This window comes from Haloarcula sp. Atlit-7R, assembly GCF_003666065.1.
Taxonomy (GTDB): domain Archaea; phylum Halobacteriota; class Halobacteria; order Halobacteriales; family Haloarculaceae; genus Haloarcula; species Haloarcula taiwanensis.
The window spans coordinates 462816-487048 of record NZ_QXIK01000003.1 but is presented as its reverse complement, the minus strand read 5'-3'; the positions used below and the strand labels follow the sequence as shown (position 1 = coordinate 487048).

Here is a 24233-nt window from a genome sequence, read left to right as displayed (position 1 = left end):
GTTACTCTTCTAGATGTTCGAGCACGCGGTCAAGCTTCTGTTCGACCGCGTGCTGGCGGCGCTCCAGTTCGATGAGGCGCTCGCCGACCTCGTCGACATCGTCTCGCGTCGGGAAGCCGAGCTGTTCCAGCGTGTCCTGGCTCAGGTCGTCGGCTTCCTGTTGCATCTCCATCATCGACTCGACGAGCTGGCCGTTGGCGGCCGCGAAGGCCGAGGTACCCATGACGTGTTTGAACGCCTCATTGGCGGACTGCAGCCAGATGTCACGGAACTCGGCGGGGTCGACATCCTCGCCCCGAGCGGCGTCGGTAGAGCGTTCGACCATCTGCTCGGCGGCGTCCATCCACTCCTCGTAGGCGCGGTTGTAGCCGTCCATCCCGTCAGCAAGGTCCTCCTGCTCCGGGATTGTATCCTCGACAGCATCGGCCCACGACTCCACGAAGGCCGCCTGGGCCTTCATGTTCTGCTCCATCGAGTCGGCGACCGCGTTGTTCATCTCCTCAACCATCTCCGTCCATTCCTCCTGAATGTCGTTTGTGTTACTCATAATAGTACCTCGGCGGCGGGCGCACAAAAAAACCGACTGTCGTCGTTACGCTTCGACGTCGACAGCGTCGGCGGCTTCGGCCTGCACTTCCTCGACCTGCTCCTGAATCTCCTCGACCTGCTCCTGCACTTCTTCGAGCTGCTCGCCGAACTGCTCGGCGGCCTCGACAGACTGCGCTTCGAGTTCCTCGTGGGCCTCGACGAGCATGTCGACCTGGTCGTTGACGGCCGTGACGTACTCGTCGGTCATCTCGTCGTAGGTGTCAACGCCTTCTTCGAGCTCGGTTTCCATGTTGTCGAACAGTTCGGCGTGGTTCTCGAGCAAGAAGTCGAACTGCTCGTCGACGGTCTCACGGATCTGCTCGACGGTTTCGGTCATGCCGGGCATGGTCGACGCCATCGCGTCGAGGTAGCTGTGGAACGCAGTCTGCTGGAGCTCGACACCGCGGCGCTGTGCCGACTCCTGCGTGTCGAGGCTGTCGATAACCGCGTTGTTAACGTTCTGCTGGAAGGAAACGCTCTGTTCGAGCGCCTTCTGGCTCTGCTCGATCGTCGCACGCTGCATCTCGAACGCTGTCGTGACGGGGGTTGTGTAGTCTACCATTGTTGGATTACTCGCTGTTGTTGTTAGTGACCGGGAGGACGACGGCTTGCACGATGTCGCCTTCGTCGATGCCCAGCGCCTCTCGCTCCGCATCGGGGATGCTGATCCGACCCCCGCTTTGCACGCGGGTCTTGAACGTCGCCATCTGGCTCATGGCACCGAGCTGATTCATATCGAAACTCGGCATGCCACCGTTGGCGAACATCTGTTTCATCAGCTGCTGTTGCTGTTCCATCGCGTTCTCGCTCGCCTGTTGCATCCCCTTGAACATCGGAGGCCACAGCAGGCCATCATCCTCGTCGGCCATCGGTCAGCTACATGTACTCTCCTCAACAATATAAATCTTCCGCTGAAAACCATTGATTACCATTGAATGGTAGAGAGTGGTATTAGTGGTTCAGCGGCGTCGAGGGAAGTGCTGCGCCCTGCAGCGCCGATAACGGCACCCCCAAACACCCGTCTGACGCCCGTTAGACGGCGTTTACCGACAGCTGAGACGAAACCAACACCAAGGTTTAATACTCCGACCAATAAACTACCAGAACAGATGAGTTCTGAATCGCCACGAAACCCGCTGTTAGACACATGGACTGAAACATCGTCACATATGTTCAGCAGCGTCGTCGCAGCTAACCGGGCAGCGTTCGCCGCGTTCGGCGTCCAGCAGGAGGACGAAGACGGCGTAACGCCCGCAGACCGTATCGAACCAGACGAAGATCTCCCCGAATGGCACGTCTCGATCTCCGAAGACCATCCGGGCCGCCTCGGCGTCGGCGACCACGTCGATTTCACAAAGACGATCTCGGAAAACGACGTGCAACAGTTCGCCGCCGCGAGCGGCGACACGAATCCGCTTCACCTCGACGACGAGTTCGCGGAGCAGACACGCTTCCGCGGCCGAATCGCCCACGGGACGCTCGTCGGGAGTCTCATCAGCGCGGCGCTGGCACGGCTGCCGGGGCTGACTATCTATCTCTCGCAGGACCTGGAGTTCCACAACCCGGTCCGTATTGGTGACCGGCTCACTGCCGAATGTGAAATCGTCGAGGACCTCGGCGACGAACAGTACCGGCTGACCACGCGCGTCCTTGCTGACGACGATGTCGTCATCGATGGCGAAGCGGTCGTCCTCATCGACGAACTGCCGGAATAACTCAGCAGAACGCTCGAACGGCCCGGTTGAACCGGTCGGGGTGTTCCCGCGGTGGACAGTGCCCGCAGTTCTCGAAAATCTTCAGCGTGCTATCAGTGACCATTCCAGCCGCCTGCTCGGACCACCGACGAGGGAGCAGCGGGTCGACAGCTCCATGAATCAGCATCGTCGGCACATCTATTTCCGCTAACCGATCGGAGTAGTCGGTCCGAAACCCGCACCACTGAAACTCGCTACGCTGCCAGCGCCGCATCGCCCGGACCGTCTGTCGGTCGACAGCGCTATTCACGTCCTCGACCAGTTGTTGGGGCGGCTCTCCAGGACCCATGCTGCGGAGGCTGTTCCGGATTGCCGGCCGGGACGACCCCACACCCTGCCAGAGCATGTTTCCGAGTATCGGCGTCTGCAGGACGCTGCTGGCCGCTGTCCGCCAGTAGGCGTCAGCTCCCAGCCCGTAGCTGTCGACCAGCACCAGCCGCTCGACGGGGCCGCCATCGAGCGCGTGGCCGAGTGCGATGGCACCCCCCATCGAAAGGCCGGCGAGTGCGGGTTCCTCGATATCGAGCGCGTCGATGAACTCGGACAGGGTCTCGAGGTAGTACTCGGTCGTGTACGCACGGTCGGGCTTGTCACTGTCGCCGTGGCCCGGCAAATCGAGCGCATACACCGTCCGCTCTGGCGCGAGTGCGGGCAGTGCGTGTCGCCACGAGACGGTCGCGGCGTCCAGCCCGATACCGTGGAGAAACACCATCGGCGGCCCCTCGCCGCCGGTCCGGTAGTGAATATCGACGTCTTCGCCGTCGACGGACAGCTCGACGCGTTCGGACGAAATCCCTGTCGTCATCGGCGTCCGTTCGGGACCGAGCGCGTATGAGCCTTTGTATCTGCCCAGTTGTGGCGGTGGCAGTATCCGAAGTCCGTTACTCGGTTCGCTCGTAGGCACCATCCCGCCGGAGCCGAGCCTGTTCGCGGACGATCGCGGGCGTTCGACAGCGGCCCGGTTCGCCGGTGACTTGCGGAACAGTACAGTTGTTACAGCTCTCACACAGCGCGTCCGCGCCGTCGAGCAGGCGCGCGCCGAGCCGCGGCTCCGCGTAGAACGGCCGAGCCATCCCGACCGCATCGGCAGCGGGCGCGGCCCCGTCCGCGCCGAGATACCGGTCGCAGTCGACACGCGTCCGCAGCCCGCCCTCCAGCAGGACCGGCACGTCCACGCGCTCGCGGACCGCTCGACAGAAGTCGGCGTTCCAGCCCGGGTCGTGGCCGAACCGGCGGGCCTGCAGGCTGTTGAGCAGCCGGACGGCACGCGCCCGGAGTCGACCGCCAAAGACCGCCGCGTAGTCGTCCCGCAGGTCGCTCGCGTCCCAGGCCCGGTCGGGGAACGCGCCGCGAACGATGCTCATGTCCCAGAACGGCGACACCACGACCGGGACGAGCCCGTCGTAGCCGATGGCTGCCGCCCGTTCAGCGATGTTCACGCCGTCCGTCTGGGTGAGATACCTTCGAACGAAGCTGGGCGCAGCGGTCTCGGCGGGGACCTTCGTGACCAGCGGCATGTCGCCGGCGTGGTCCCGGACAGCGTCGTGGACCGCTTCGAGGAAGCGGATGCCGTCGCCGAACTCGTCGTCCCGGTGATTGTAGAACGGCGAGAGGAACTGCTGGATCAGGCTCATGTTCGCCGCCGAGAGGTGGATGCCGTCGTAGCCAGCGTCGACGGCGTAGCCGGCACACCGACCAAACTGCTCGGCCAGGTCCCACACCTCCGCGGTCGAGAGCACGTCCGGCCGCAGCGAAATCAGGCCGGCGCAGTCGAGCGCCCGGAGCTGCCAGGGCGGGCGGCTGACGGCCAGCTGGCGCTGGTCTGGGTGCCGCCGACGGTACTCGGCGTGCCAGGTCGCCATGCTCCGGAGACCGCCGTGGGCCAGTTGCAGGAAGATTCGGCCGCCGTGGTCGTGGACCGCGCCGGTGAGCCGGGCGAGCCGCTCGACGAAGGCCGGGTCGTGGACCCGCGTCATGTTCGGCGCGGCGCAGCCGCCGCGGTCGGTGACGATGCTCGCGCCTTGAAAGATGAGGCCGACGCCGGAGGCCGCCGTCGGTTCAAGTTCGTCGACGAGCGTGTCGACAGCAGCCTCGCCGTTGCCGGCACACTCCAGTACCGGTGCGCGATACAGTCGGTTGGGGACTTCGACGCCGCCGATGGACAGCGGCGTCTCCAGCGCAGTCACGACTGCTCGCGCTCGTCGAACGTCGCCTCGGTGCGGGCGCTGTTCTGCGCTGTCACCTGCTGGATGGCCGCCCGGACCTCCGTCGGCGAGTCGAACTCGCCGTCGGTACTGCGTTCGATCGCGGCCGAGAGGTCCTCGGCAGGCGGGTCGGCGCTGCCGTATTCGTCTGCCAGCTCCTCCACGCGGACCGGGTACGCGGCCCCGCCGGTGGTGCGGTCGACCGTCGCTTCGACCCGGCGGGCACGCTCGCTGGCCCGCTGCCGTGCCGTCCGCTGTGGGTCCATGTGTGACGATAACACGGCCATCGTCAAAAATACTGTCGCTACTTCTCGACCGGCAACAGCGCGACGCGCTCCCGGACGGTGTCGGGAAGGCCACCGGCCGTCGCGGCGAGTTCGGCGTCGGTCACGTCGAAAAACGACCGGACGCGCTCCGCGTCGTACTCGCCGAGCGTCGACGCGGGCGTGAGGGCGTCACGCACCTCGTCGGCGGCTGCGCCGATGTCCCGCGGCTCGTCATTACCTTTGTGGGAACTAACCTTTTCGGGGTCGACGACGACGGCTACGACGGGACAGGAGCCCTCGCCGACGCCCATCGTCAGCGCGCGGTTTATCTGGCGGCGACCGGCTGCGTACAGCAGTATCTCGACGCCGAAGTCCTCGGCGATAGCGTCACCCCGACGGTGGGCCCGGGTTGCGAGTTCGACAGCCAGTTCGAGATGGGCGCGGTCCACGACGTAGCGAGCGTCGAATGCCTGTACTATGACGCCGTGGCGGTCGCCGATTGCGCCGAGCGTCTCCACGAACGACCCCACGTCGTCGATTTCAGCAGTTCCTTCGACAACCTCCATCAGAAATCACCCAGACTGGACTGGTCGTCGTTGGCTGTCGGGTCGGCGTTCGCCTCCCCATCTGTACCGTCGTCGAGGTCGACGGATACGTCGGGTGCGGGCTCGACGCCCTCCATGGACGGGTCCCGGTGGCCAGCGTTCTCCAGCACGTTCTCGGCCGTCTTCCGGCGGCCTCGGAGCGCCGCCAGCACGACGGCTTTGTCCGCGTCCCGGAGTTGTGCGCGGTCGGTGATGCCGGCCTGGAACAGCCGCCGGGCGCGCTTGCGGCCGACGCCGCGGACGCCGGCCAGGTCGACCAGCTCCTCCCGGACGCCGTGTTCGACGCGGATGCGGGCCTCGCTGATGGCCCGCGCGGCGTCCAGGTCGACCTCGCTGGCCAGCGACTCCGCCGCTCCCAGCAGCCACTGGGCGGTTTCGACTTTCCCGCGGATGTCACCCGGACCGACGCCGTAGCGCTCCGTGATGGTCGCCTCGTCGACCTCCGTCGCCCAGTCTTCGAGCAGGCGGGCGGTCTTCAGCGCCGAGAGCCAGTCCTCGAATCGGCCCTCCTCGAACTCCGAGGGGGTCGGGCCGAGCAACTCTTCCTCGCGCTCGAACAACTCCATCTCGTACTCCTCGCGGTCGCCCGAGCGGAGGTACAGCTGGTACATGTCCGGCGTGCGCGAGACGAGATGGTACAGGCCCAGTGCGGAGATGTCGTCCGGGTCCCTATCGTCGTCGCTCCCGGCGGCATTCTCAGCCAGCTCGCTTGCGGTTGTGAAGCCGCTGTCAGCCGGCGGTTCCGCTTGCGGGTCAGCCGGCGACCCGCTTGCCGAGGTGCTATCGCTGGCTCCTCGCTCCCAGTCCCGGAGGCCGTCGACGATTTCGGCGGCGCTCATCGGGTCCAGATAGAGCCGCGAGACGGTGTGGCCCAGCGAGGTAGCATCGAGTTCGCCGGCTTCTATTTCAAGGAAGCCGTTGCGCTGGAGGTAGGTGAGTACGTCGTCGACGACGCGTTCCAGTTGGCCGCCCTCGTCGGTCTGGCTGGCGTACAGCGTCTGTTCGAGGAACTCCAGCAGGCTCTCACGCGACCGAGCGAATCCGGAGGCAACCGTCGCGAGGATATGTGTCCGCAGGGCTGGCTCGGCGGCCAGTTTCGACCGGACGGGCTCGGGGTCGGCCCAGACGTAGCGCTCGAACAGTTCGTCCACTTCGTCGTGGCTGTTGGCGATGAGGACCGCCTCGCCGTAGGGGTCGAGCCCCGGCCGGCCGGCTCGTCCCATCATCTGGTGGACCTCAAGTACCGACAGCGGGGCCATCCCACCCGCTGAGCCGTCGTAGCGCCGCCAGTCGCGGACGATGACGCGCCGCGAGGGCGTGTTGACGCCGGCCGCGAGCGTCGGCGTCGCACAGACGACCTTCACCAGCCGGTCCCGGAACGCGTCCTCAACGAGTTCGCGGTGGCCGCGCGAGAGGCCGGCGTGGTGGAACGCCGCCCCGTCGGCGACGGCGTCCGCGAGGTCGTCGCTCGTCTCCGTGTCGCTCACGTCACGGATCTCCTCCGCGATGTCGGCCAGCCGCCCGCGCTCCTCGTCGCTGAGGTGTGGCCGGACGGTGTTGGCCAGCCGGCCCGCGGCCGCCTCGGCGTTGCGCCGGGAGTTGACGAACACCAGCGTCGACCCGTCGTCTTCGAGCGTATCGCGGACGATAGCCGCCGTCTGTTTCTCGTTGTTCTGCACCGAGAGCCGCTGCTGGCTCCCGTCTTCGAGGTGTAGCGCCTGCCCGTAGTGGACCCCCTTCTGGAGGTCGATTGGCCGCCAGTCCGAATCGACGAGGCCCGCGTCGAGCCACGTCGCCAGCGCCTCCGCGTTGCCGATGGTCGCCGACAGCGCGACGGTCTGCAGGTCGGGGTTGAGCCGACGGAGTTTCGCCAGTGTCACCTCCAGAGTCGGCCCTCGTTCGCCGTCGTCGACGAGGTGGACCTCGTCGGTGACGACGCAGGTGAGGTCCTCTATCCAGGGGGCGTCGTTGCGCACGAGTGAGTCGACCTTCTCGCTGGTGGCGACGACGATGTCCTTGTCCGCGAGCCACCCGCCTTCGGACTCGTAGTTGCCCGTCGAGACACCGATGTCGAGGCCGTACTGCTCGAACTCCTCGAAGTCAGCCTGTTTCTCGCTGGCCAACGCCCGCAGCGGAACGATGTACAGTGCCTTACCGCCGCGAGCGACCGATGAAAGCATCGCTAGCTCGGCGATGAGGGTCTTCCCGCTGGCCGTCGGAATCGACGCGACCAGGTTCTTCCCCTCGGTGACGCCGGCCTCGACGGCCTCGGCCTGGGGCGGATACAGCTCCTCGATGCCGTCGTCGCGCAGGTGGTCCGGGAGCCACTCGGGCACGCCCGGCAGGTCCGCAACGTCCATTACACCCCGCTTGGGTCCTGCCCCGATTTAAACTGTCGCACTACACCCGCGACGGCGGCGAGGGGAACGCCTTTGCCCGCGAGCGGCCAACACGAGGTATGCGAGTCGAGTACGACTACGACACCTGTATCGGGATGTTCCAGTGTGTCGCGGAGTGGGACGCCTTCGAGCGCGACGAGGACGCCGGCAAAGCGGTGCTGGCGGACAGCGAGGAAACCGATTCGGACGTGTTCGTGCGGGAGGTCCCGGACGACGCCGAACTGGACGCGAAGTTCGCCGCCCGGTCCTGTCCGGTCGACGCCATCACACTCTACGACGACGACGGCGAACAGCTCATTCCCTGATTAGTCCCTCGACGGTCGCTTCAAGCACGACGGTTCCAGCGGTGTCTCCGTCGGCCGGGTTCGCGGCGGCTGTGTCGGCCTGAGTGGACTCATCGCCGCGATTGATCCGTCGGACAGCCACATCGCCGACAACAGCGACGCCGCCGTCGGCATCCGGGTCGGTACTCACGACTGTCAGTTCACAGACCAGCGTCTCACCGGTGTACACCGGGCGCTGGAACTGGAGTTCCATCCGCGAGGCGAGCACTTCGAGGTCGCCGCCAATGCTGGTTAGCAGCGACGCGGTGAGCAACCCCTGGACCATCTGCCGACCGTCCCCATCAGGCTCTGTGTGGCGGGGCTGGTCGTCTCCAGAGAGGGCGGCGAACTGGTCGACATCGTCGGGCTGGAACGTTCGGGTTTCGGTGAACGTCTCACCGACTTCAATGTCTGGCATCACTACGTCGCTCGCCGCTCGGTCACAAAAGCGTGCCGCTGGGTCGCGGAGCAGATTGGCGGCTGGAACCACTCACACAGGACGGCGCAGTGTCGAAGCCACACCGGCCGCCACAGCGCTGACAACGATGACGAGCACACTCGCCGCATTCAGGAAGGCCGTGGCACCGATTCTGACCTTGCCGAATATTTCCAGCGGGACCGTCGTCACGCTTGACCCGGCGAGGAAGAAGGTGATGAGAAACTCGTTGAACGAGAGCGCGAACGCGAACAACACACTCGCCGTCAGTGCCGGCCACAGCAACGGCACCGTGATCGTCCTGAACACAGTCCGGTCATCGGCACCGAGGTCGCGGGCCGCAGCCGAGAGGCGGTCGTCGAGCTCCGCGTAGCGGGCAGCAATGAGGAACGTAGTGAACGGGAGTACCCAGAACAAGTGGCCGAGAACGACCGGAAGGTACCCGTAGCCGAGGCCGACGAGCGCGCTAGCGCGTCCGATACCGAAGGCGACGACGACCGTCGGAACGAACAGCGGCAGGGCGATAATCACGGCGATGGTTCGACGGGCAATCTGGGAGAGTTGGCTCCGAACAATCACGTATGCGCCGGCCAGCCCCAGCGCAGTACCGACAACGGCTGTGACGACGCCGATGCCGAGACTCGTCAGTAGCGCACGGATAAACCGGGTATCAGTCAGGACCGCGGTGTACCACCGGAGCGAGAACCCGTCGATGGGAATCGTCGGCTGGCCAGCGGGTGAGAGCGACAGGTACCCGATGACGAGAACGGGAGTGTACAGGAACACGAGCGCCAGCGCGACAACGATGCCCGGGAGCCGCCCGGCACCGCGTTCGGCCAGCCGTGTGACGCGGCTCACCATTGTCGTAACTCCTGTCTGACCCGCGGCGAAAGCGCCCCGAGTCCGAGCGTTCCAAGCACCAGCAGCAGGAACACGAACGACAGCGCCGCCGCGAACCCGTAGTTCGTGTACTGCCGGAACGCCTGCACGACGAGCCGTGCGATCATGACGTTCCCGGGACTGCCGAGGATTTCAGGAGTTGCAAACGCGCCGGCGATGCGTGCGTAGACGATGAGTGTCGCCGCCGCCGCGCCGGGAAGTGTTCGCGGGAGCACGACGTCGAGAAACACTCGAATGTCACTCGCACCGAGGTCCCGCGCGGCCTCAATGAGCTGGTAATCGAATCGCTCCATCGAGACGTACATCGTCAACACGACGTAGGGCAGGTAGATGTACACGAACCCGATGGTCATCGAGATGTTATTGTACAGGAGGTCAAGCGACGAATCGAGGAGACCCGTCCCGACGAGGATTCGGTTCACCACGCCGCCCCGGGCCAGAATCCACACCCAAGCGTAGTTGAGCACCACGTAATTGAGCCACAGCGGCAACGTCACCGAGACCAGCGCGACGAGCCGGTACCGGTCCGGACACCGGTGGGCAATCCAGTACGTAATCGGATACGCGACGGCGAGACAGATGGCAGTGACGCCGACACCGACGCCGATAGAGTACAGCAGTGCGCCGCGGTACAGGGGCGACAGCACTTCCGCGTAATTCTCGCTGCCAAGGCCGGGACCAATGCTCTCGACGAACAGTGTCAGGAGCGGAAACACGCCCAGGGCCAGTGCCAGCAAGAGTGGGCTGCCGGCGACCAGCCAGTCCCGGAGCCGACCGGGTGCGTTAGCGACGCTCATCCCTGACGAGGACGGCCCGGTTGACGCCCAGTTCGACGGTCTCTCCGACGCGGAACGGGAGGGCTGTACCGCCGTCGGCGGATGTCGCGTTGTCCGGGGCCGCCACCGTGTTGCGTTCGCGTCGGACGACGAGTTCCGCGCCGCCGCAGTCGACGGTCGCTTCCTCGTAGAACCCCTTGTACGCGACATCAGTGACGGTGCCAGTCAGGTCGCCGCCGAGGGTGACGGCTTCCGGCCGGACTGCGACCGTCACCGCATCGCCCACGGCGTCGCTCGTTGCGTCTGCGTTGGCCCGAAGCGGGCCAGCGCCGGTCTGGACTACGACATCGGCACCCTCGCGCCTGATGACGTCGCCCTCAAGCAGCGTGGCGTCGCCGAGGAACGACGCGACAAACCGGGTCTGCGGGTCCGTGTACAACTGGCGAGGGGGGCCGACGTTGACGATGCGCCCGTCCCGCATCACGGCGACTCTGTCGGACATACTCAGTGCGCTCTCTTGGTCGTGTGTGACGTACAGGAAGGTCGTGTCGCTGTCGCGCTGAATCCGTCGGAACTCCGCCTGCATCTCTTCTCGGAGTGCCCGGTCGAGCGACGCAAGCGGTTCGTCAAGCAGCAGTATCGCCGGGTCGTTGACCAGCGCCCGGGCCAGTGCGACCCGCTGGCGCTGGCCGCCAGAGAGGTCAGACGGGTCACGGTCGCCGAATCCCGCCAGATTGACCAGTGCCAGAGCGTCCTCAACGCGCTGTCCGCGCTCCGGCTCTGTAACACCACTTCGAGCCAGCCCGTAGCCGACGTTCTCCGCGACGTTCATGTGGGGGAACAACACGAGGTCCTGAAACACCATGTTCGTCGCCCGCTCGCGGGCGGGCCGGTCCGTCACGTCCTGCCCGTTGAGCAGCACCCGCCCTGAATCCGGCGTGAGGAGGCCAGCGAGCATTCGGAGCGTCGTCGTCTTGCCGCAGCCGGACGGTCCGATGAGCGAGAAGAACTCCCCCTGCTCGACAGTCAGCGAGACATCGTCGACAGCAGGCGCTCCGTCGAAGGTCTTCGTGAGACCGTCGACAGCGAGCGCATTCACTACAGATCAGCCTCCGTCTTTGCCCGGTTCCACGTCTCGGTGTACTGCTCGATGAGCGACTGTGGCTTCGGTTCCTCGTAGATGAACTGGTCCGGGTCGTCGAGTCCGTACGCCGCCATCTCGACATCGTGTTCGGAGAACACCTGCTCGTTCGGGACGGCGATGTTGCTCGGTTTCATCAGCGACTTGTAGCCCATCTGCGTGTGCCACTCCTGAATGAAGGTGTGTGCCAGTTCTGGGTTCTCCGCACCGTCCCGGATACAGTGCTGGATGAACCACGCTTTCGTTCCTTCGGAGGGGTAGACTCGCTCGACGGGGAGACCATCCGACTGCATCGACTGGATGACGTAGTTCCAGACCGGCTGGACGCCGACCTCCTCACTGCGGAGGAGTTGCTCTGACTCGCCCCCGTTGTTCCAGAGACCGGCGGTGAGTTCCAGCCGGTCGATAAGGTCGGCACGGAGCGAGTCGAAGTCCACGTCGTCGGCACTTGCCGGGTTGAGTGGCTCGCCTTTCGCCGCGTTTCGGTACAGGACCTGCAGGCGCGCGTCGTCGCGACCGCCGACGACACCGGCCAGTGGTTCGGTCCAGAGGTCAGCCAGCGCGGTGACATCCTGCTCGACGATGTCGGTATTGACGGCGAGCGGCGTCTGCCCAAAGCTCCGTGGAATCCCGTACACCTCGCCGTCCTGTTCGAAGTACTCCGCTTTCAGGAAATCGAACACGTCGTCGTATGCCGGGACCTGATCGAGGTCGAGCGGCTGGAGATAGCCCTCTTCCATCGCCGGCGTCACCGCGTAGTTGCCAAGCGGCACTAGGTCGTAATCGGCGCGACCGGCCCGCAACTGCGCGAGGGTTTCGGCCGATCCCTGTGCGGCCTGTCGCTCCACCGTTACCCCGTGGCGCTCCTCGAAGGCTTCGATGACGCCGTTACTGTAGACGTACCCCCAGTCAATCATCGTTAGCGTCTGGTCCCCGATCCCGAGGCCAGTACACCCGGCAATCCCAGCGGTGGCAGCAGCCCCGGCGCCGGCCAAAAACGACCGTCTAGAGGGTATTTGATCCATATCTACAGGTAGGGATTTGCATAGATAAGCGCTGTGTGCAACTCTACAGGGGCATGGAGTCGTAAGCTACGTTTGCCTGCCCGCCGTGACACAACTGTGCTCGGCGACGCCCTCCGCCGGCTGGTACGCACCGTCCCAGTCGCGCTCTCCAGATTGGATGCTGTCGACCGGGACCGGGCCATCGAGGCGACAGACCTGGCCGCGCCGGTGATGGTCACCGGAGGTCTGCGAATCCTGTTGCGGCTTGCGGACTTTCTGATGGTCGGTCTGGCGCTGGGTGACGCCGCACTGGCCGGTCTCGAGCTGGGGTTTCAGTACTACTTCGTGGGATTCGGACTTGCGCTCGCTGTCTCCTCCGGGACAATAAGCGTCGTCTCTCGCCTGCAGGGGAGCGGCGAGCCGGAGCGAGCAAATCTGGCTGTCAAGCAGTCGCTGTGGCTCGCAATCGTGCTATCGTTGCCACTGACTGCTATCGCGTGGGTGTATCCGACTGCACTGCTCGATAGTCTCTCCAATGACCCGGCCGCGATCCAGTACGGCGCGACGTATCTCGCAATTGTGATGCTGTCGATGGTGCCGCGGTTCTGGAGTATGGTCGCCGCACGCGCCCTCGCGGGGAGCGCCGACACGCGGACGCCGATGTACGTCCGGTTGCTGACTGTGCCGACCAACGTCGGGCTCAACGGTGTGCTGATATTCGGCCTGGGGCCGGTTGCACCGATGGGAATCGCGGGAGCCGCCTGGGGGACTGTCGCAGCGAACACGCTCGCTGCAGTCATCTTTTTCGTGCTGTTGGCCTCCGGTCGGTACGCGACGGCGCTGCCGCTCGGTGGCAAACAGTTCGACCTCGGACTACTCGCCGAACTCGTCCGTGTCGCACTTCCGCTGTCGGGAATGCGCCTGCTCCAGACCTTTGGCCGGTTTCCGTTTCTGTTCATTCTCGGCGTACTCGGCACCCCGACACTCGCGGCGTACGCCATCGGTCGCCGGGTCATGCTACTCGCGCTGATGCCAGCGTGGGGCTATGCGACCGCCGCGTCGACACTGGTTGGGCAGTCGCTGGGCGCAGATGACCCGAAAGAGGCGACGGCGTACGGCTGGCAGTCGCTCGGGGTTGCACTCGCGGTCCAGCTCACTGTCGCACTATTTCTCGTGGTGTTCGCCCGGCCGATCGTTGCTCTGTTCGGGACCGCCTACCCGGACCTGGCGGCGACGTTTGTCCGCGTCTTCGGGCTGCTCGTCGCCGGCTTCTCCGTCTCGCGGACGATGCGCGGAAGCCTTCGCGGTGCTGGTGACACCCGGTGGCCGCTGTACGGAACGGTACTCGGAAGCTACTGTTACCGCCTGCCGGTCGCAGCGCTCGCGTTACCGACGGCGTTCGTCATAGCAATCCCCGTGACTGGCGTTTCGTTCTCCCCGGGACTGGGACTCGGCCTTCCGGCTATCTTCGCCGCGCTAATCGGGGATTTCTATTTGAAAGCCGCTGTCAATGTGGGTCGGTTCCGCTCCGGAAAGTGGCGTGCCGTCGCCCACCGTGCGGGTGTCGGCAGGACTGACAAGTAATCAAGACGGCACCCCGGCCCAGCATCACTCGACCTGCGCGACGGCTTCGACCTCGACGGCGGCCTCTGGTGTTGCCAGCCCACTCACCTCGACCATCGTCGCCACGGGACGGACGTCGCCGAAGAATTCGCTGTGGGCCTCGCCGACCTGTTCCTGATCGTCGATGTCAGTGACGTACATTCGGGTCTGGACGACGTCCTCGATGTCGGCGTCGAGAGTCGTCAGTGCATCCGCGACGATACCGAAGGCGTGTTTCGTCTGTTCGTACGGGTCACCCGGCGCGACGACCTCGCCGTCGTCGTCCGTGGCGATGGTGCCGGCAACACGAACAGTGTCACCCGCACGTATCGCCCGCGAGTACCCGACCTGCTGCTCCCAGGCAGTGCCTGTCGAGGTGCGTTCGCGGCGCATACTCGACGAACGCTGTGGACCCAGAAAATCGTTTCTCAAGTTTTAATGTCTGGCCCGGGATACTCATTGACATGAGCAAGGCCACGAAAATCGTCCTCGGAACAATCGGCGTGTCAGCACTGCTGTCGATCGGCATCGTCATCAACCTCGTCCTGTTCTCGGCGTAGATGTTCACCGAGCGTTCACTGACCGGCGAATTGCCGGCAGTACGTGAGGCCTACGCCCCGGAGGCGCTCGTACTGAACTGCGACCGCGACTTCGAGACACTGGACCCCGCAGTCGCCGAAGAACTCCTGCTGGTGACCGACAGCCTCGATCAGATCTCCTACGACGGTGCGTGGCTTCCGACCACAGCGCCAGAGGTGCTACAGGAGTACATCGGTAACAGCCTCACCATCGGGATGCCCGGCGACGGCGGCGTCGCCTGGACGCGCCAGACGGTCCCGCCCTGCGTGTTCGTCAAGCCGCGGCTGGAGACCTCACCGGACGGTTTCGTCTCGTTTCTCGTCGCGGAGGCGCTCGTCGAAGTGAGCCTCGACGAACCCGAGCATTTTCTGGGCTTTTTTGCCGAGCAGTACCCGGCGTTCGTAGCTGCTACAGAGGACCATCTCGATGCAAACGCCCGATACCAGCTCGCAGCTGCCCTCTACGCCGCGTATCTCGGACTCCAGACCCGTTCGGCGTTTGCCGGCTGGGCCGACGACTTCCCGGACCTGTACGCGGCATGGGACGACGCCGGCGAGCGCCTGCAACCCCGCCTCGAAGACCTCCCCAGCGAAATTGCACAGGGCCAGACGGAGTTCGCTGCGGCCGCCGAACTCGCCTGTAGTGGCGTCAAACACGGTCTGGACTTGCCCGCGCCCTTTGCCGCACTCGACACCGACGCGTATCTGGAGTACGGCGCTGACTACGCCGTCCAGTGGGCCGAGACGACCTTCGAGAAGATGGAATGAGCGCGTAGACGTTTTGATGCGCTGTATTACAGCCGTTCCAGCACCGCGTCAGCGTCGTAGTTGAGCGTCAGCTCCCGCGAGCGGCCCCGGCCCTCGACATCGGTGTACTCGGCATCGATGATGTCAAGCTGGTCGAGCTTGTTGATTATCTCGGAGTAGCGGGTGTACCCCAGGTCCGTCTGCTCGGAGAAGGCGTCGTAGATGTCGCCGGCCTGCTGGCCGTCGTGGGCGGCGATGACCTCCACGAGCGCAGTCTCGGAGTCGGACAGTTCCCGCAGCCGGCGGGACAGGTGAACGTATTTAGACTTGTCGTACGCCGCCTCGACGTCCTCGGTCTCGACGGAGCGGGAGGCGCGCCGTTCGGCGTTCATTCCGGCCCGGCGCAGGAGGTCGATACCGACCCGGAGGTCGCCGCCCTGTTCCTCGGTCAGTTCGGCGACGCGGTCGAGCACCGTGGGACCGACGACGCCTTCGTTGAACCCCCGGTCGGCGCGCTCGCCCAGGATATCTGCGATTTCGGCCTGTCCGTAAGGGTTGAAATACACCTCCTCGGGCCGGAACACGGACTGGACGCGGGTATCGAGCGCGTCGATGACGTCGAGCTCGAGATCAGAGGAGACGCAGATGACGCCGATTTTCGCGCCCGAGTGGGCTTCGTGGGCGCGCAACAGCGAGTACAGCGTGTCGCTGGCCTCGCTCTCGTAGAACAGGTAGTTCACGTCGTCAAGGGCGACGACGAGCACCTCGTCTTCCTCGACCAGTTTGTTGGTGATCTGTGAGAACAATTTCTTGAACGATATTCCAGAGGACGGCGGCTCGTAGTCGAATATCTCGGCGAACAGCCGCGAGAAGACGGCGTAGCGCGTCGAGTCCATCTGGCAGTTCACCCGGACGGTTTTCACGTCCGTCTGGGCGGTGAGTTCGTCGAACAGAATCTGGACGGCCGTCGTCTTCCCCGTCCCCGGCGGCCCGCGGGCGATGACGTTGAGCGGGCGCGACCCCCGGACGGCCGGCCGGAGCGCGTACTTCAGCGTCTCCATCTGTGTGTCCCGGTGTTTGAACGTCTCCGGGAGCCAGTCGATTTCGAAGACGTGTTCGTCCCGAAAGACGGATTCGTCCCAGCCGAGCATCCGGTCCTCGGGGTCGTCGCTCATCACTTTCACCGAGCTTCGCGGCGCACTTAACCATTTGCCACAGCTTCACGAGCAGTGACAGGTGCGCGAGGGGCGCGGTTTCGCCGGCCGTCGCTACTCGAACTTTTCGAGCAGGTCGCCGTAGAAGCCGTCCTTGGTTCCGTCGTCGGCGAGCTTCTCAACGATGAGCTCCGGCGTCGAGCGGGCGAGCTTGCCCTTGACCGGCGAGCGCTCGACGCGCAGTTCGCCGTCCTCCAGCCCCTTTGCCTCGATACCGTCGATGCTGATGTCGGTGTCGGCGGCCTCGCGGATGTCGCGGGCGAGATGCGAGACGAAGATGGCCGTCGCCTGCCGTTCGCCCAGCGCTTCGAGGATACCGGCCATAATCTTCGCGCTGGCCCCCGGCTCAGTTATCGATTCAAGTTCGTCGACCAACACCATCACCGGGCGGTTGTCGGTCCCGGCTGCTGGTCCATCAGTATCGCCACCGGCGTCTGGTTCTGAGTTGCGGTGGTCCACGTCCGCGACGAGGTCGCCAAACTCCCGAAGCGTCGCTTCGAACGCGCCGGCGTCGAGCGTCCCCTGCGTCTTGGCGTGGTAGTGGAGTTCAGAAATCCGCCCGACACGGGCTGACTCTGCCGGGACGGGCAGGCCCATGTGGGACAGCGTCGTCACGAGTGCGACGAGGTCCAGCGTCGAGGTCTTCCCGCCGCTGTTGACGCCTGAAAGGACGGTCACACCGTCGACAGCGTAGTCGACTGGCTCGACGGCCTCAAAGGACACGTCGAGCAGTGGCGAGCGTCCGCCCTCGATTGCGACCCCCTCGGACTCGGTAACGTCTGGCATCGTGCAGTCGAAGTCGTCGGCAAAGCGGGCGATGGCAAGCTCTACGTCGAGTTCCAGCGCGGCGTCGACCAGCGCCGCGGCGTCCTCGCGCATCTCGGCGAGGTCGTCGGCCAGTTCCTGCTTCCGGCGGGTCGCGCGCTGGTCGCGCGCGGCGGTCAGTTCCTCGCGGAGACGGGCGACGACGTCTTCGCTGTGTTCGACGGGATAGGCGGGCTCGTCAGGGAAGGCCCGGCGCGCCGTCGCCTCCATGTCCCGGAGCGCCAGGGCATCGACGAGGTGGTCGCGGGCCTTCTCGACAGCCGCGGCGTACTCGTTGGCGAGTTCACGCTGGAGGAGCGAGTCGACGCCCGCGCCGCGCTCAACCAGCGACAGCAGGTCCGTCCCCTCGATGGTCACATCCTGCTCCTCAATGGCCTCTCGGAGGTGGTCGTTGGCGACGCTCTCGGCGGTTGAGACCGCGGCATCGAGGTCGTCGACCGCAGTGGTCAGGCGGTCGAGTTCCTCGTCACCGCTGACGCCCCCGTCCTCGTCGAGCTGCTCTAGCGCCGACAGGAGCGTCTCCAGGTCACACGGCGCGTCGAGGTCGGCGACGCGGTGGACCTCGGCGGCGGCCCGTATCCGGTCGCAGTTGCGGGCAAAGAAGGTGAGGACTCGCTCGGGCACAACGGATTCGGGCTCCTCCAGTGCGGTCGGCTCCACGCGCACGTCGCCCTCGATGTCGACGCCGGCGAATGCTTCATCCAGCGCGATGACCGTCGAGTACGAACGGGCGAGTTCGGCCAGCTGACGGGCGTCGTCGACGACCTCGACGCTGACCTCCGGAATCGCGGCCTGCGCGTCGGCGTAGCGCTCGGCGTCGCGGGTCGCCAGACACCGGTCCCGCACCCGCACATCGCCGGGTTCGGCAAGCGGTTCGACGGCAGAGAGAGCGTCGAGAACCGCCGGGTCTGGGTCGCGGGTCATCGCCGACTCGGCGAACGAGCGGACTTCCTCGATACGGCTGCGGACGCCACTGGGGTAAATCGTTTCCAGGCGCTTCGCGGCGTAGTCAGTCACTGTCCGGTCAGTCAGCAGCGCCAGCGCGTCCGCGTAGATCTCGCGGGCGCGTTTCGTCGCGGTGAACCCACCGGGGTCGTCGTGTTCAGCCCGGATCGCACCGCGAGCGATGCGGGCGGCCCGGCCCTCGCTGATACCCGGTGCGCGTGCGAGCGACGCCACGTCGCCGTCCCGGAGTGCCGCCTCCGGATCGTCTAATTCCCGGAGCGCCGCGGCTGTTTTCGCCCCGACGCCCGGAACCGATTCGAGCTCCATCTGCCCGCCCATTCGACGCCAGCGAGAAAAAACCCGTTGCCAGCGGCTCCGGCGGCAGCGGAGCGGTCAACCGCCCCGGCTCAGTCAGTCGAACACCGAACGCGAAGGCGTTTTTGCGCTCCACCGAGAAAGACGTTCCATGTCTGCTGTTTCGGAGAAGCTAGCGGCCGCCCGCGAAGACCTCAAGTCGCGAGACGGCGTGCTGATCGCCTTCTCCGGTGGTGTCGATTCGAGTGTCGTCGCCGCGCTGGCGCACGACGCCCTCGGCGACGACGCCATCGCCTGTACCGCCAAGTCTGAGACGCTCCCCGCCGCCGAGCTTACCGACGCCACCCGCGTCGCCGAGGAGATCGGCATCCGACACGAGATCGTGGAGTTCTCCGAACTCGACAGCGAGGAGTTCATACAGAACGACGACATGCGGTGTTACCACTGCCGGTCGATGCGCCTGGGCGCGATGTACGACCGCGCCCGCGAACTCGGTATTGACGTGGTGTGTGATGGGACGAACGCCTCAGACGTGGGCGAGGGCCACCGGCCTGGCCTCCGTGCCGTCGAGGAACTTGACGCCTACTCCCCGCTGCTGGAACACGACATCGAGAAAGAGGAGGTCCGAGAGATCGCCCGCGAGTACGACCTCTCCGTGGCCGACAAGCCCTCGATGGCGTGTCTCTCCTCGCGGATTCCGACCGGGCTGGAAGTCACAGAGGAACGCCTCTCCCGCGTCGAGAAGGCTGAACGTCTCCTGCGAACGTGGGGCTTCGAGCAGTTCCGCGTGCGCGACCACGACGGCCTCGCCCGCATCGAGGTCGGCGAAGAAGAACTCGAAACCGCGCTCGACCCCGACTTCGTCCGCACCGCCCGCGACCACATCGAGGACTGTGGCTTCGACCACGTGACGCTCGACCTCCACGGGTACGAAACCGGCAGTGTGAGCCCAGAAACGGAGGAGCCAGCGGAAGAAGAGACGGAGGACGTGGTCAGCAACGTCTTCGACGCCGACTACCCGTCCGTCGACTGAAAGAAGCGCGCTCAGTCCAGCAACGTCCGCCAGCCAGTCAGTTCCTCACCGACCAGTTCGGGGCTGTCCTTATCAAGTCGAATCTCGTTGACGGCGCAGTTCGGCTGTGAGTCCTCGGCCAGCGCCGCGTCCGGGTCTCTGTCCGTGAGTTTCGCCAGCAGGACCTTGATGACGCCGCCGTGAGTGACCACGAGCGTCGTCTCACCCGTGTCGGTGGTCGCAATCGCTCGATCCCACCCCGATTCGACCCGTCCCCGGAAGGTCGGGATGCCCTCGCCGCCCTCTGGGGCCGCATCGAGCGAGATGACGCTTGCGTCCGGGTCGTGGTCGGGGAACTCATCGAGCAGTTCGTCGGCGTACAGGCCCTGCATGATTCCGAAGCCGCGCTCGCGCCAGTCGGTGTCGAACGCGCGGTCGGGCAGGCCGCCGTAGCCGTCACCGACCGCAGCGGCCGTCTCGCGGGTGCGCCGGAGGTCCGAGGCGAAGACGCGGTCAACACTGCATCGCTCATCGAGCCACGCCCCGAGCGCCGTGGCCTGTTGCTGGCCACGGTCTGTGAGTCGGCTCGGGGCCCACCCCTGGATGCGACCGTCGCGGTTCCAGGTGGTCTCCCCGTGCCGGGCGACAAGTAGGGTCCCCATCTTATTCACCCCGGTTTCGCCAGCGCGCGACGGCGATGGTCCCCTCGTAGAGGAGGATGAGGCCGGCGGCGACGGCGATGGCGGCGTTTCGCGGGAGGCTGAACTGGTTCACGAGCCGGAACAGCGTCGGGTCAGGGCTGCCGAGGTAGCCGACGACGATGGCGACAGCCCACACCGGCAGGCGGGCGGCCCGGAACCCGCGCCAGAGTCTGACCGAGCCGTAGTAGTTCTTGTTGAGGTATGCCAGCGCCTCGAACAGGACGATCATCCCGCCGCCGACGAGCATCGGCGTGGCGTTCCCGAGGCCGACGGCTGCGAGCGTCTCAGTCACTGTGGCTGGCAGTTGCTCGTAGTAGCCTGTCGGGACCGGCGCGGGGCTGAGGACGTAGCCGGCGATACCGGCGGTCAGCCACGCGACCGGGCGACGAGCGGCGAGGTCGGCGGCGGTCGGGATCGGCGACGTGCTGCCGGTCCACCGCAGGAGCAGCAGGGTCCCCTCGAACAGGCCGATCATCGTCACCGCGACCATCAGCGGGGCCATCCCGGTCGGGTCGGGACTGAACAGGAACGCCACGGCGGCGAAGCCACCCCAGAAGTACAGCCGCCGGTCCTGAAGCCACTGGCGCGTCGTCACGCCCATCATCACCGCGAGCATCACGAACAGCGGAATCTGGAAGATGAGCGCGAACAGCCCGAGCATCAGGATGATGAGGTTGAACGTCTCGCTGAGGCCAAAGGCGAGGTCGGCCGCGCGGTCGGAGTAGGTGATGAAGTAATCGAACATCGCCCGCAGGACCGCGAAGTACGCGAAGCCGACGCCGACGGCCGCGAGCACGAGACTCGTCGGGACCGCCGCGAGGTAGTAGCGCCGCTCGCGGGGGTACAGCCCCGGTCGCATGAACAGGTACGTCTGGTAGACGAACACCGGGAGCGCGACGATAAAGCCGACCAGTGACGACACTTTCAGCCGCGCCAAGATGAGCGCGAGCGGATTGTATACGTTCGGGCAGTCCGCTCCCTCGACGACGCTGCCGTCGGCATTCGTCGCGACCTGTCCGCAGGCCTCAGCCGGCCCGTCGAGGAAGGAGTACCACAGGAAGTTGATGAGTTCGTCGGAGTACGGCAGGGCGATGACAGCGACGACGGCCATCACGCCGACGACGACGAACAACCGCATCGCCATCTCCTCGACGTGGTCGGCCAGCGGCATCTCCTCGTCGTCGGGTGCGCCCTCGTCGACGATATCGTCGTCGGGGTCGTAGCTCGGTGCGGTCCCGCCACCGGTCGTCGGCGCAGCACCACCGGCACCAGCCGGCGAGGGCGTCGACTTGCCCCAGTCGGTCGGAACGTCCGCCGGGACGGCGGCGGCGATATCCGACGCATCCCGGTCGAACAGCCCATCGCTGGATTCGGCTTCGGTCGGCGCGGCGTGCGAGCCAACAGTGTCCTCGTCACCGCCGGCCGGCGCGGGACCCGGGCCTGTCACCTCGGCCGTCTCCCGGTTGGCATCGGCCTCGGCCACCGGGTCGGTGGGGACCGCCGACTCGTCGGCCTCGTCGTCGGACGGTAGTGGCGGCTCATCGGGCCTGCGCCGCTCGTCGTCTGCGTCACCGTCCTCCATCTGTCCCCGGCTTAGACGGTGGGTGTTGTAAACTTTCTTTTCGAGCAGTGGCTGTCACCGGGATGAATAAATTGATAACGCCCACTGGGCTAGGCACAGAGAAGATGGCGAGTGCTATCGACGAGGACACCGTCCAGACGGTCCAGAGCGGGCGGGCGACGCTCGGTGCGATGCTTCGCTCGGCGCAGGTGCACCTCCAGAAGGTGTTCGTCGTCTTCGTCATCGGGATGATCGGCACGATCATGGGACTGCAGTACGGCGTCTGGGACACGCTGCGCGCCGATCTCCTGTACTCGCAGATGGACCTCACCACGCAGGAGGCCACGAGCATCGTCGCGGTCACGCCGTTCGACGTCATCCTCCTGCAGGTGAAAATCGGAGCCGTCATCGGGATTCTCATGTCGTTGCCGCTGTTGATATACTTCGGCCGCGACGGACTCCGCCAGCGGGGCTGGTGGCCGGCCGAGCACATCCCGACCTGGAAGGGCGCGCTGTTCGTCACGATCAGCTTAGGGCTGTTTTTCGGCGGTGTCGCCTACGCCTACGAGCTGTTCTTCCCGCTGATGTTCAACTTCCTCGCCGGGGACGCGTTCAAGGCCGGCTTCACGCCACAGTACTCCATCGTCAAGTGGTTCCAGTTCGTTTTTCTGCTGGCCATCTCCTTCGGCCTCGCCGCCCAGTTGCCGCTCGTGATGACGGTGCTTTCATACACCGAAATCGTCCCCTACGAGACGTTCCGTGACAAGTGGCGCTACGCGGTGATGGGGATTTTCGCTTTCGGGGCGCTGTTCTCGCCGCCGGACCCCTTCACCCAGATTATGTGGGCCGCGCCGCTGTGTGGCCTCTACGGTATCAGCCTCGCGCTGGCGAAGCTTGCAATGTTGGTCAGACGCTCCGGTGACCTCGTCAGTACCAGTGCCGTCGCCCGAGAGCACTGGAACACGATTCTCGGCGGTGCAGTGCTTGGCGGCGGTGTGGTGTACTACGTCCTGGCGACGCCGGCGTTCCAGTACATCCAGCAGTTCGCTGAAGTGTTCCCGTCCGACCGGCTCACCGGTGACATCCAGCCGCCGGCACTATTCGGCCTCCCGGTCGAGAGTACAGCAGTACTTCTCGCCGTCGGGTTCGGTATCATCGGTGCTGTCGTCGTCCTGTACTACCACGTCCTGACCGCGCTCTCGGAGAAGGCCGGTCCCGGTCAGGTCGGCGACCCGACGGCCATCGACATCAGCGAACTCAACGCCTCGGCCGTCGAGGTCGCACCGCCCGAAGTGTTCGAGGAGATGAACGAGGACGAGGCGCTTGCCCACGCCGACCGCGCGCTTGCGGACGACAACAAGGAAAAAGCGCAGGCCGTCCTCGACCGCTGGGACATGGCCCACGAAGACGACCCGGGAAGCGAGACCGGCGATACCGCGGACGGGGCCGCTGAATCGGAGGAAGAAGCGGGCGTGTTCACCTCGACGACCGCTGGCATGGTCGACGCGTTCACCGAGGATGAAACCACCGAAGACGAGATCGGCGGCTACTACTACGACATCCAGTTCATCCTCAGCGCGCTGGCCTCCCGGGCGTTCGTGATTCTGGGCATCTTCGGGGCGGTGCTCGCCGCCGCGTTCCTGTTCCTCTATCAGGGCGGCATCGGGACGATTCAGCGGACGTTCGTTAGCCGGCTCCCGCCGGAGATGGCCGCCGACGTGAGCATCGTCACGCTCCACCCCGTGGAGCACCTCGTGTTCATCGTCAAGTTCTCGACGATACTCGGGGCCGTTGCAGTCATTCCCGTGGTGCTGTACTTCGCGTGGCCGGCGATGCGCGAGCGCGGCCTGGTCATCGGGAACCGCAACATCCTGGGTATCTGGGGCGGGACGCTGTTTGCCGCACTCATCGGCGGAAGCCTGCTCGGGTTCCTCTACGTGGCCCCGATGACCATCTCCTGGATCGCCTACGACCAATTGAACTCGAACATGGTCATCGCCTATCGGGTGAGCAACTTCGGCTGGCTCGTGTTCTTCCTCACCATCGGCATCGGCCTGCTGGCCGAGATTCCAGTGACGATGTTCCTCTTCCACAAGGGCGGTATCATTCCGTTCCGGCTGATGTACGAGCGCTGGCGAGAGGTCGTCATCGCCATCGTCGCCCTCTCGGCGATCCTCTCGCCCAGCGGCATCTTCACGATGTTCATCGTCGGTATTCCAACCGCGCTTGCGTACCTGCTCGGACTCGGCGTCCTCTGGGTGTACACGCTCGGCGGCCGGCGGACGTCGAACCGCCGCAGCGAACCCGCCGACTGAGAGTCGTACTCAGCGACAGGTC

At 65.5% G+C, this 24233-nt stretch carries 24 protein-coding genes; 6 read left to right on the top strand and 18 right to left on the bottom strand.

Translation table 11 applies throughout. From position 1 onward, the window contains the following. Window position 1: 1 nt before the first annotated feature. The 3 genes from D3D01_RS09765 to D3D01_RS09755 are packed head-to-tail and all read right to left on the bottom strand — an operon-like array spanning window position 2 to window position 1457. The gene (locus D3D01_RS09765) at window positions 2–547 is read right to left on the bottom strand and encodes a poly(R)-hydroxyalkanoic acid synthase subunit PhaE (RefSeq protein WP_101348953.1); all 546 of its coding nucleotides are present in this window, start codon (window positions 545–547) and stop codon (window positions 2–4) included. A gap of 45 nt (window positions 548–592) precedes the next feature. Further along, the gene (locus D3D01_RS09760; protein WP_101348952.1) at window positions 593–1150 is read right to left on the bottom strand and encodes a hypothetical protein; all 558 of its coding nucleotides are present in this window, start codon (window positions 1148–1150) and stop codon (window positions 593–595) included. 7 nt (window positions 1151–1157) lie between these two features. Further along, window positions 1158–1457, bottom strand: coding sequence for an AbrB/MazE/SpoVT family DNA-binding domain-containing protein (locus D3D01_RS09755; protein ID WP_053966935.1), 300 nt, complete (start codon window positions 1455–1457; stop codon window positions 1158–1160). A 300-nt stretch (window positions 1458–1757) separates the two neighbouring features. Between D3D01_RS09755 and D3D01_RS09750 the strand changes: the two genes are divergently transcribed. Then, on the top strand, window positions 1758–2303 hold the full coding sequence (locus D3D01_RS09750) for a MaoC family dehydratase (RefSeq protein ID WP_121512050.1): 546 nt from the start codon (window positions 1758–1760) through the stop codon (window positions 2301–2303). A 1-nt stretch (window position 2304) separates the two neighbouring features. Here D3D01_RS09750 and D3D01_RS09745 read toward each other — a convergent pair whose 3' ends face one another. The 5 genes from D3D01_RS09745 to D3D01_RS09725 all read right to left on the bottom strand — a co-directional run bounded on the left by D3D01_RS09745 (window position 2305) and on the right by D3D01_RS09725 (window position 7777). After that, on the bottom strand, window positions 2305–3147 hold the full coding sequence (locus D3D01_RS09745) for an alpha/beta fold hydrolase (protein WP_101348951.1): 843 nt from the start codon (window positions 3145–3147) through the stop codon (window positions 2305–2307). 76 nt (window positions 3148–3223) lie between these two features. Then, window positions 3224–4528: an NADH:flavin oxidoreductase gene (locus D3D01_RS09740; RefSeq protein ID WP_121512049.1), complete on the bottom strand. Its 1305-nt coding sequence runs from the start codon at window positions 4526–4528 to the stop codon at window positions 3224–3226. Further along, the gene (locus tag D3D01_RS09735; RefSeq protein WP_101348949.1) at window positions 4525–4812 is read right to left on the bottom strand and encodes a hypothetical protein; all 288 of its coding nucleotides are present in this window, start codon (window positions 4810–4812) and stop codon (window positions 4525–4527) included. Before D3D01_RS09735 ends, D3D01_RS09740 begins: the two co-directional genes overlap by 4 nt. Window positions 4813–4850: 38 nt before the next feature. Beyond that, window positions 4851–5378 (bottom strand): KEOPS complex subunit Cgi121, encoded by a 528-nt coding sequence (gene cgi121 / locus D3D01_RS09730; RefSeq protein WP_121512048.1) that lies wholly within the window; start codon window positions 5376–5378, stop codon window positions 4851–4853. Beyond that, a complete protein-coding gene (locus tag D3D01_RS09725; RefSeq protein WP_121512047.1) occupies window positions 5378–7777 on the bottom strand; it encodes an ATP-dependent DNA helicase in 2400 nt (799 codons plus the stop codon). Before D3D01_RS09725 ends, cgi121 begins: the two co-directional genes overlap by 1 nt. A gap of 98 nt (window positions 7778–7875) precedes the next feature. On the opposite strand from D3D01_RS09725, the gene D3D01_RS09720 reads away from it, so the two are divergent. After that, window positions 7876–8121 (top strand): ferredoxin, encoded by a 246-nt coding sequence (locus tag D3D01_RS09720; protein ID WP_101348946.1) that lies wholly within the window; start codon window positions 7876–7878, stop codon window positions 8119–8121. On the opposite strand, the gene D3D01_RS09715 is transcribed toward D3D01_RS09720, so the two are convergent. The 5 genes from D3D01_RS09715 to D3D01_RS09695 all read right to left on the bottom strand — a co-directional run bounded on the left by D3D01_RS09715 (window position 8111) and on the right by D3D01_RS09695 (window position 12417). Beyond that, window positions 8111–8557, bottom strand: coding sequence for a MaoC/PaaZ C-terminal domain-containing protein (locus D3D01_RS09715; protein ID WP_121512046.1), 447 nt, complete (start codon window positions 8555–8557; stop codon window positions 8111–8113). The two genes, D3D01_RS09720 and D3D01_RS09715, sit on opposite strands and share 11 nt — an antisense overlap. Before the next feature lie 72 nt (window positions 8558–8629). Continuing rightward, on the bottom strand, window positions 8630–9436 hold the full coding sequence (locus D3D01_RS09710) for an ABC transporter permease (RefSeq protein WP_101348944.1): 807 nt from the start codon (window positions 9434–9436) through the stop codon (window positions 8630–8632). Next, window positions 9430–10272: an ABC transporter permease gene (locus D3D01_RS09705; protein ID WP_101348943.1), complete on the bottom strand. Its 843-nt coding sequence runs from the start codon at window positions 10270–10272 to the stop codon at window positions 9430–9432. Before D3D01_RS09705 ends, D3D01_RS09710 begins: the two co-directional genes overlap by 7 nt. Further along, window positions 10259–11350, bottom strand: coding sequence for an ABC transporter ATP-binding protein (locus tag D3D01_RS09700; protein WP_101348942.1), 1092 nt, complete (start codon window positions 11348–11350; stop codon window positions 10259–10261). Before D3D01_RS09700 ends, D3D01_RS09705 begins: the two co-directional genes overlap by 14 nt. Then, window positions 11350–12417 carry a PotD/PotF family extracellular solute-binding protein gene (locus D3D01_RS09695; protein WP_232794500.1) on the bottom strand — a complete coding sequence of 356 codons (1068 nt, stop codon included), beginning with the start codon at window positions 12415–12417 and terminating at the stop codon, window positions 11350–11352. Before D3D01_RS09695 ends, D3D01_RS09700 begins: the two co-directional genes overlap by 1 nt. Window positions 12418–12513: 96 nt before the next feature. On the opposite strand from D3D01_RS09695, the gene D3D01_RS09690 reads away from it, so the two are divergent. Then, the gene (locus D3D01_RS09690) at window positions 12514–13980 is read left to right on the top strand and encodes an MATE family efflux transporter (RefSeq protein WP_121512045.1); all 1467 of its coding nucleotides are present in this window, start codon (window positions 12514–12516) and stop codon (window positions 13978–13980) included. A gap of 24 nt (window positions 13981–14004) precedes the next feature. On the opposite strand, the gene D3D01_RS09685 is transcribed toward D3D01_RS09690, so the two are convergent. After that, window positions 14005–14391: a RidA family protein gene (locus D3D01_RS09685; protein ID WP_101348939.1), complete on the bottom strand. Its 387-nt coding sequence runs from the start codon at window positions 14389–14391 to the stop codon at window positions 14005–14007. Between the two features lie 167 nt (window positions 14392–14558). Here D3D01_RS09685 and D3D01_RS09680 point away from each other — a divergent pair, with 167 nt between their 5' ends. Further along, window positions 14559–15344: a hypothetical protein gene (locus tag D3D01_RS09680; protein WP_121512044.1), complete on the top strand. Its 786-nt coding sequence runs from the start codon at window positions 14559–14561 to the stop codon at window positions 15342–15344. Between the two features lie 26 nt (window positions 15345–15370). On the opposite strand, the gene D3D01_RS09675 is transcribed toward D3D01_RS09680, so the two are convergent. After that, window positions 15371–16498, bottom strand: a complete 1128-nt coding sequence (locus D3D01_RS09675; protein WP_101348936.1) for an ORC1-type DNA replication protein — start codon at window positions 16496–16498, stop codon at window positions 15371–15373. Between the two features lie 93 nt (window positions 16499–16591). Beyond that, the gene (locus D3D01_RS09670; RefSeq protein WP_121512043.1) at window positions 16592–18634 is read right to left on the bottom strand and encodes a helix-hairpin-helix domain-containing protein; all 2043 of its coding nucleotides are present in this window, start codon (window positions 18632–18634) and stop codon (window positions 16592–16594) included. 139 nt (window positions 18635–18773) lie between these two features. Between D3D01_RS09670 and larE the strand changes: the two genes are divergently transcribed. Next, window positions 18774–19655 carry an ATP-dependent sacrificial sulfur transferase LarE gene (gene larE, locus D3D01_RS09665; RefSeq protein WP_101348934.1) on the top strand — a complete coding sequence of 294 codons (882 nt, stop codon included), beginning with the start codon at window positions 18774–18776 and terminating at the stop codon, window positions 19653–19655. 11 nt (window positions 19656–19666) lie between these two features. Here larE and D3D01_RS09660 read toward each other — a convergent pair whose 3' ends face one another. Further along, window positions 19667–20296: a histidine phosphatase family protein gene (locus tag D3D01_RS09660; RefSeq protein WP_121512042.1), complete on the bottom strand. Its 630-nt coding sequence runs from the start codon at window positions 20294–20296 to the stop codon at window positions 19667–19669. Window position 20297: 1 nt separating this feature from the next. Further along, window positions 20298–21917, bottom strand: coding sequence for a twin-arginine translocase subunit TatC (locus tag D3D01_RS09655; protein ID WP_121512041.1), 1620 nt, complete (start codon window positions 21915–21917; stop codon window positions 20298–20300). Window positions 21918–22021: 104 nt separating this feature from the next. On the opposite strand from D3D01_RS09655, the gene D3D01_RS09650 reads away from it, so the two are divergent. Next, on the top strand, window positions 22022–24211 hold the full coding sequence (locus tag D3D01_RS09650) for a twin-arginine translocase subunit TatC (RefSeq protein WP_121512040.1): 2190 nt from the start codon (window positions 22022–22024) through the stop codon (window positions 24209–24211). Window positions 24212–24233: the final 22 nt, after the last annotated feature.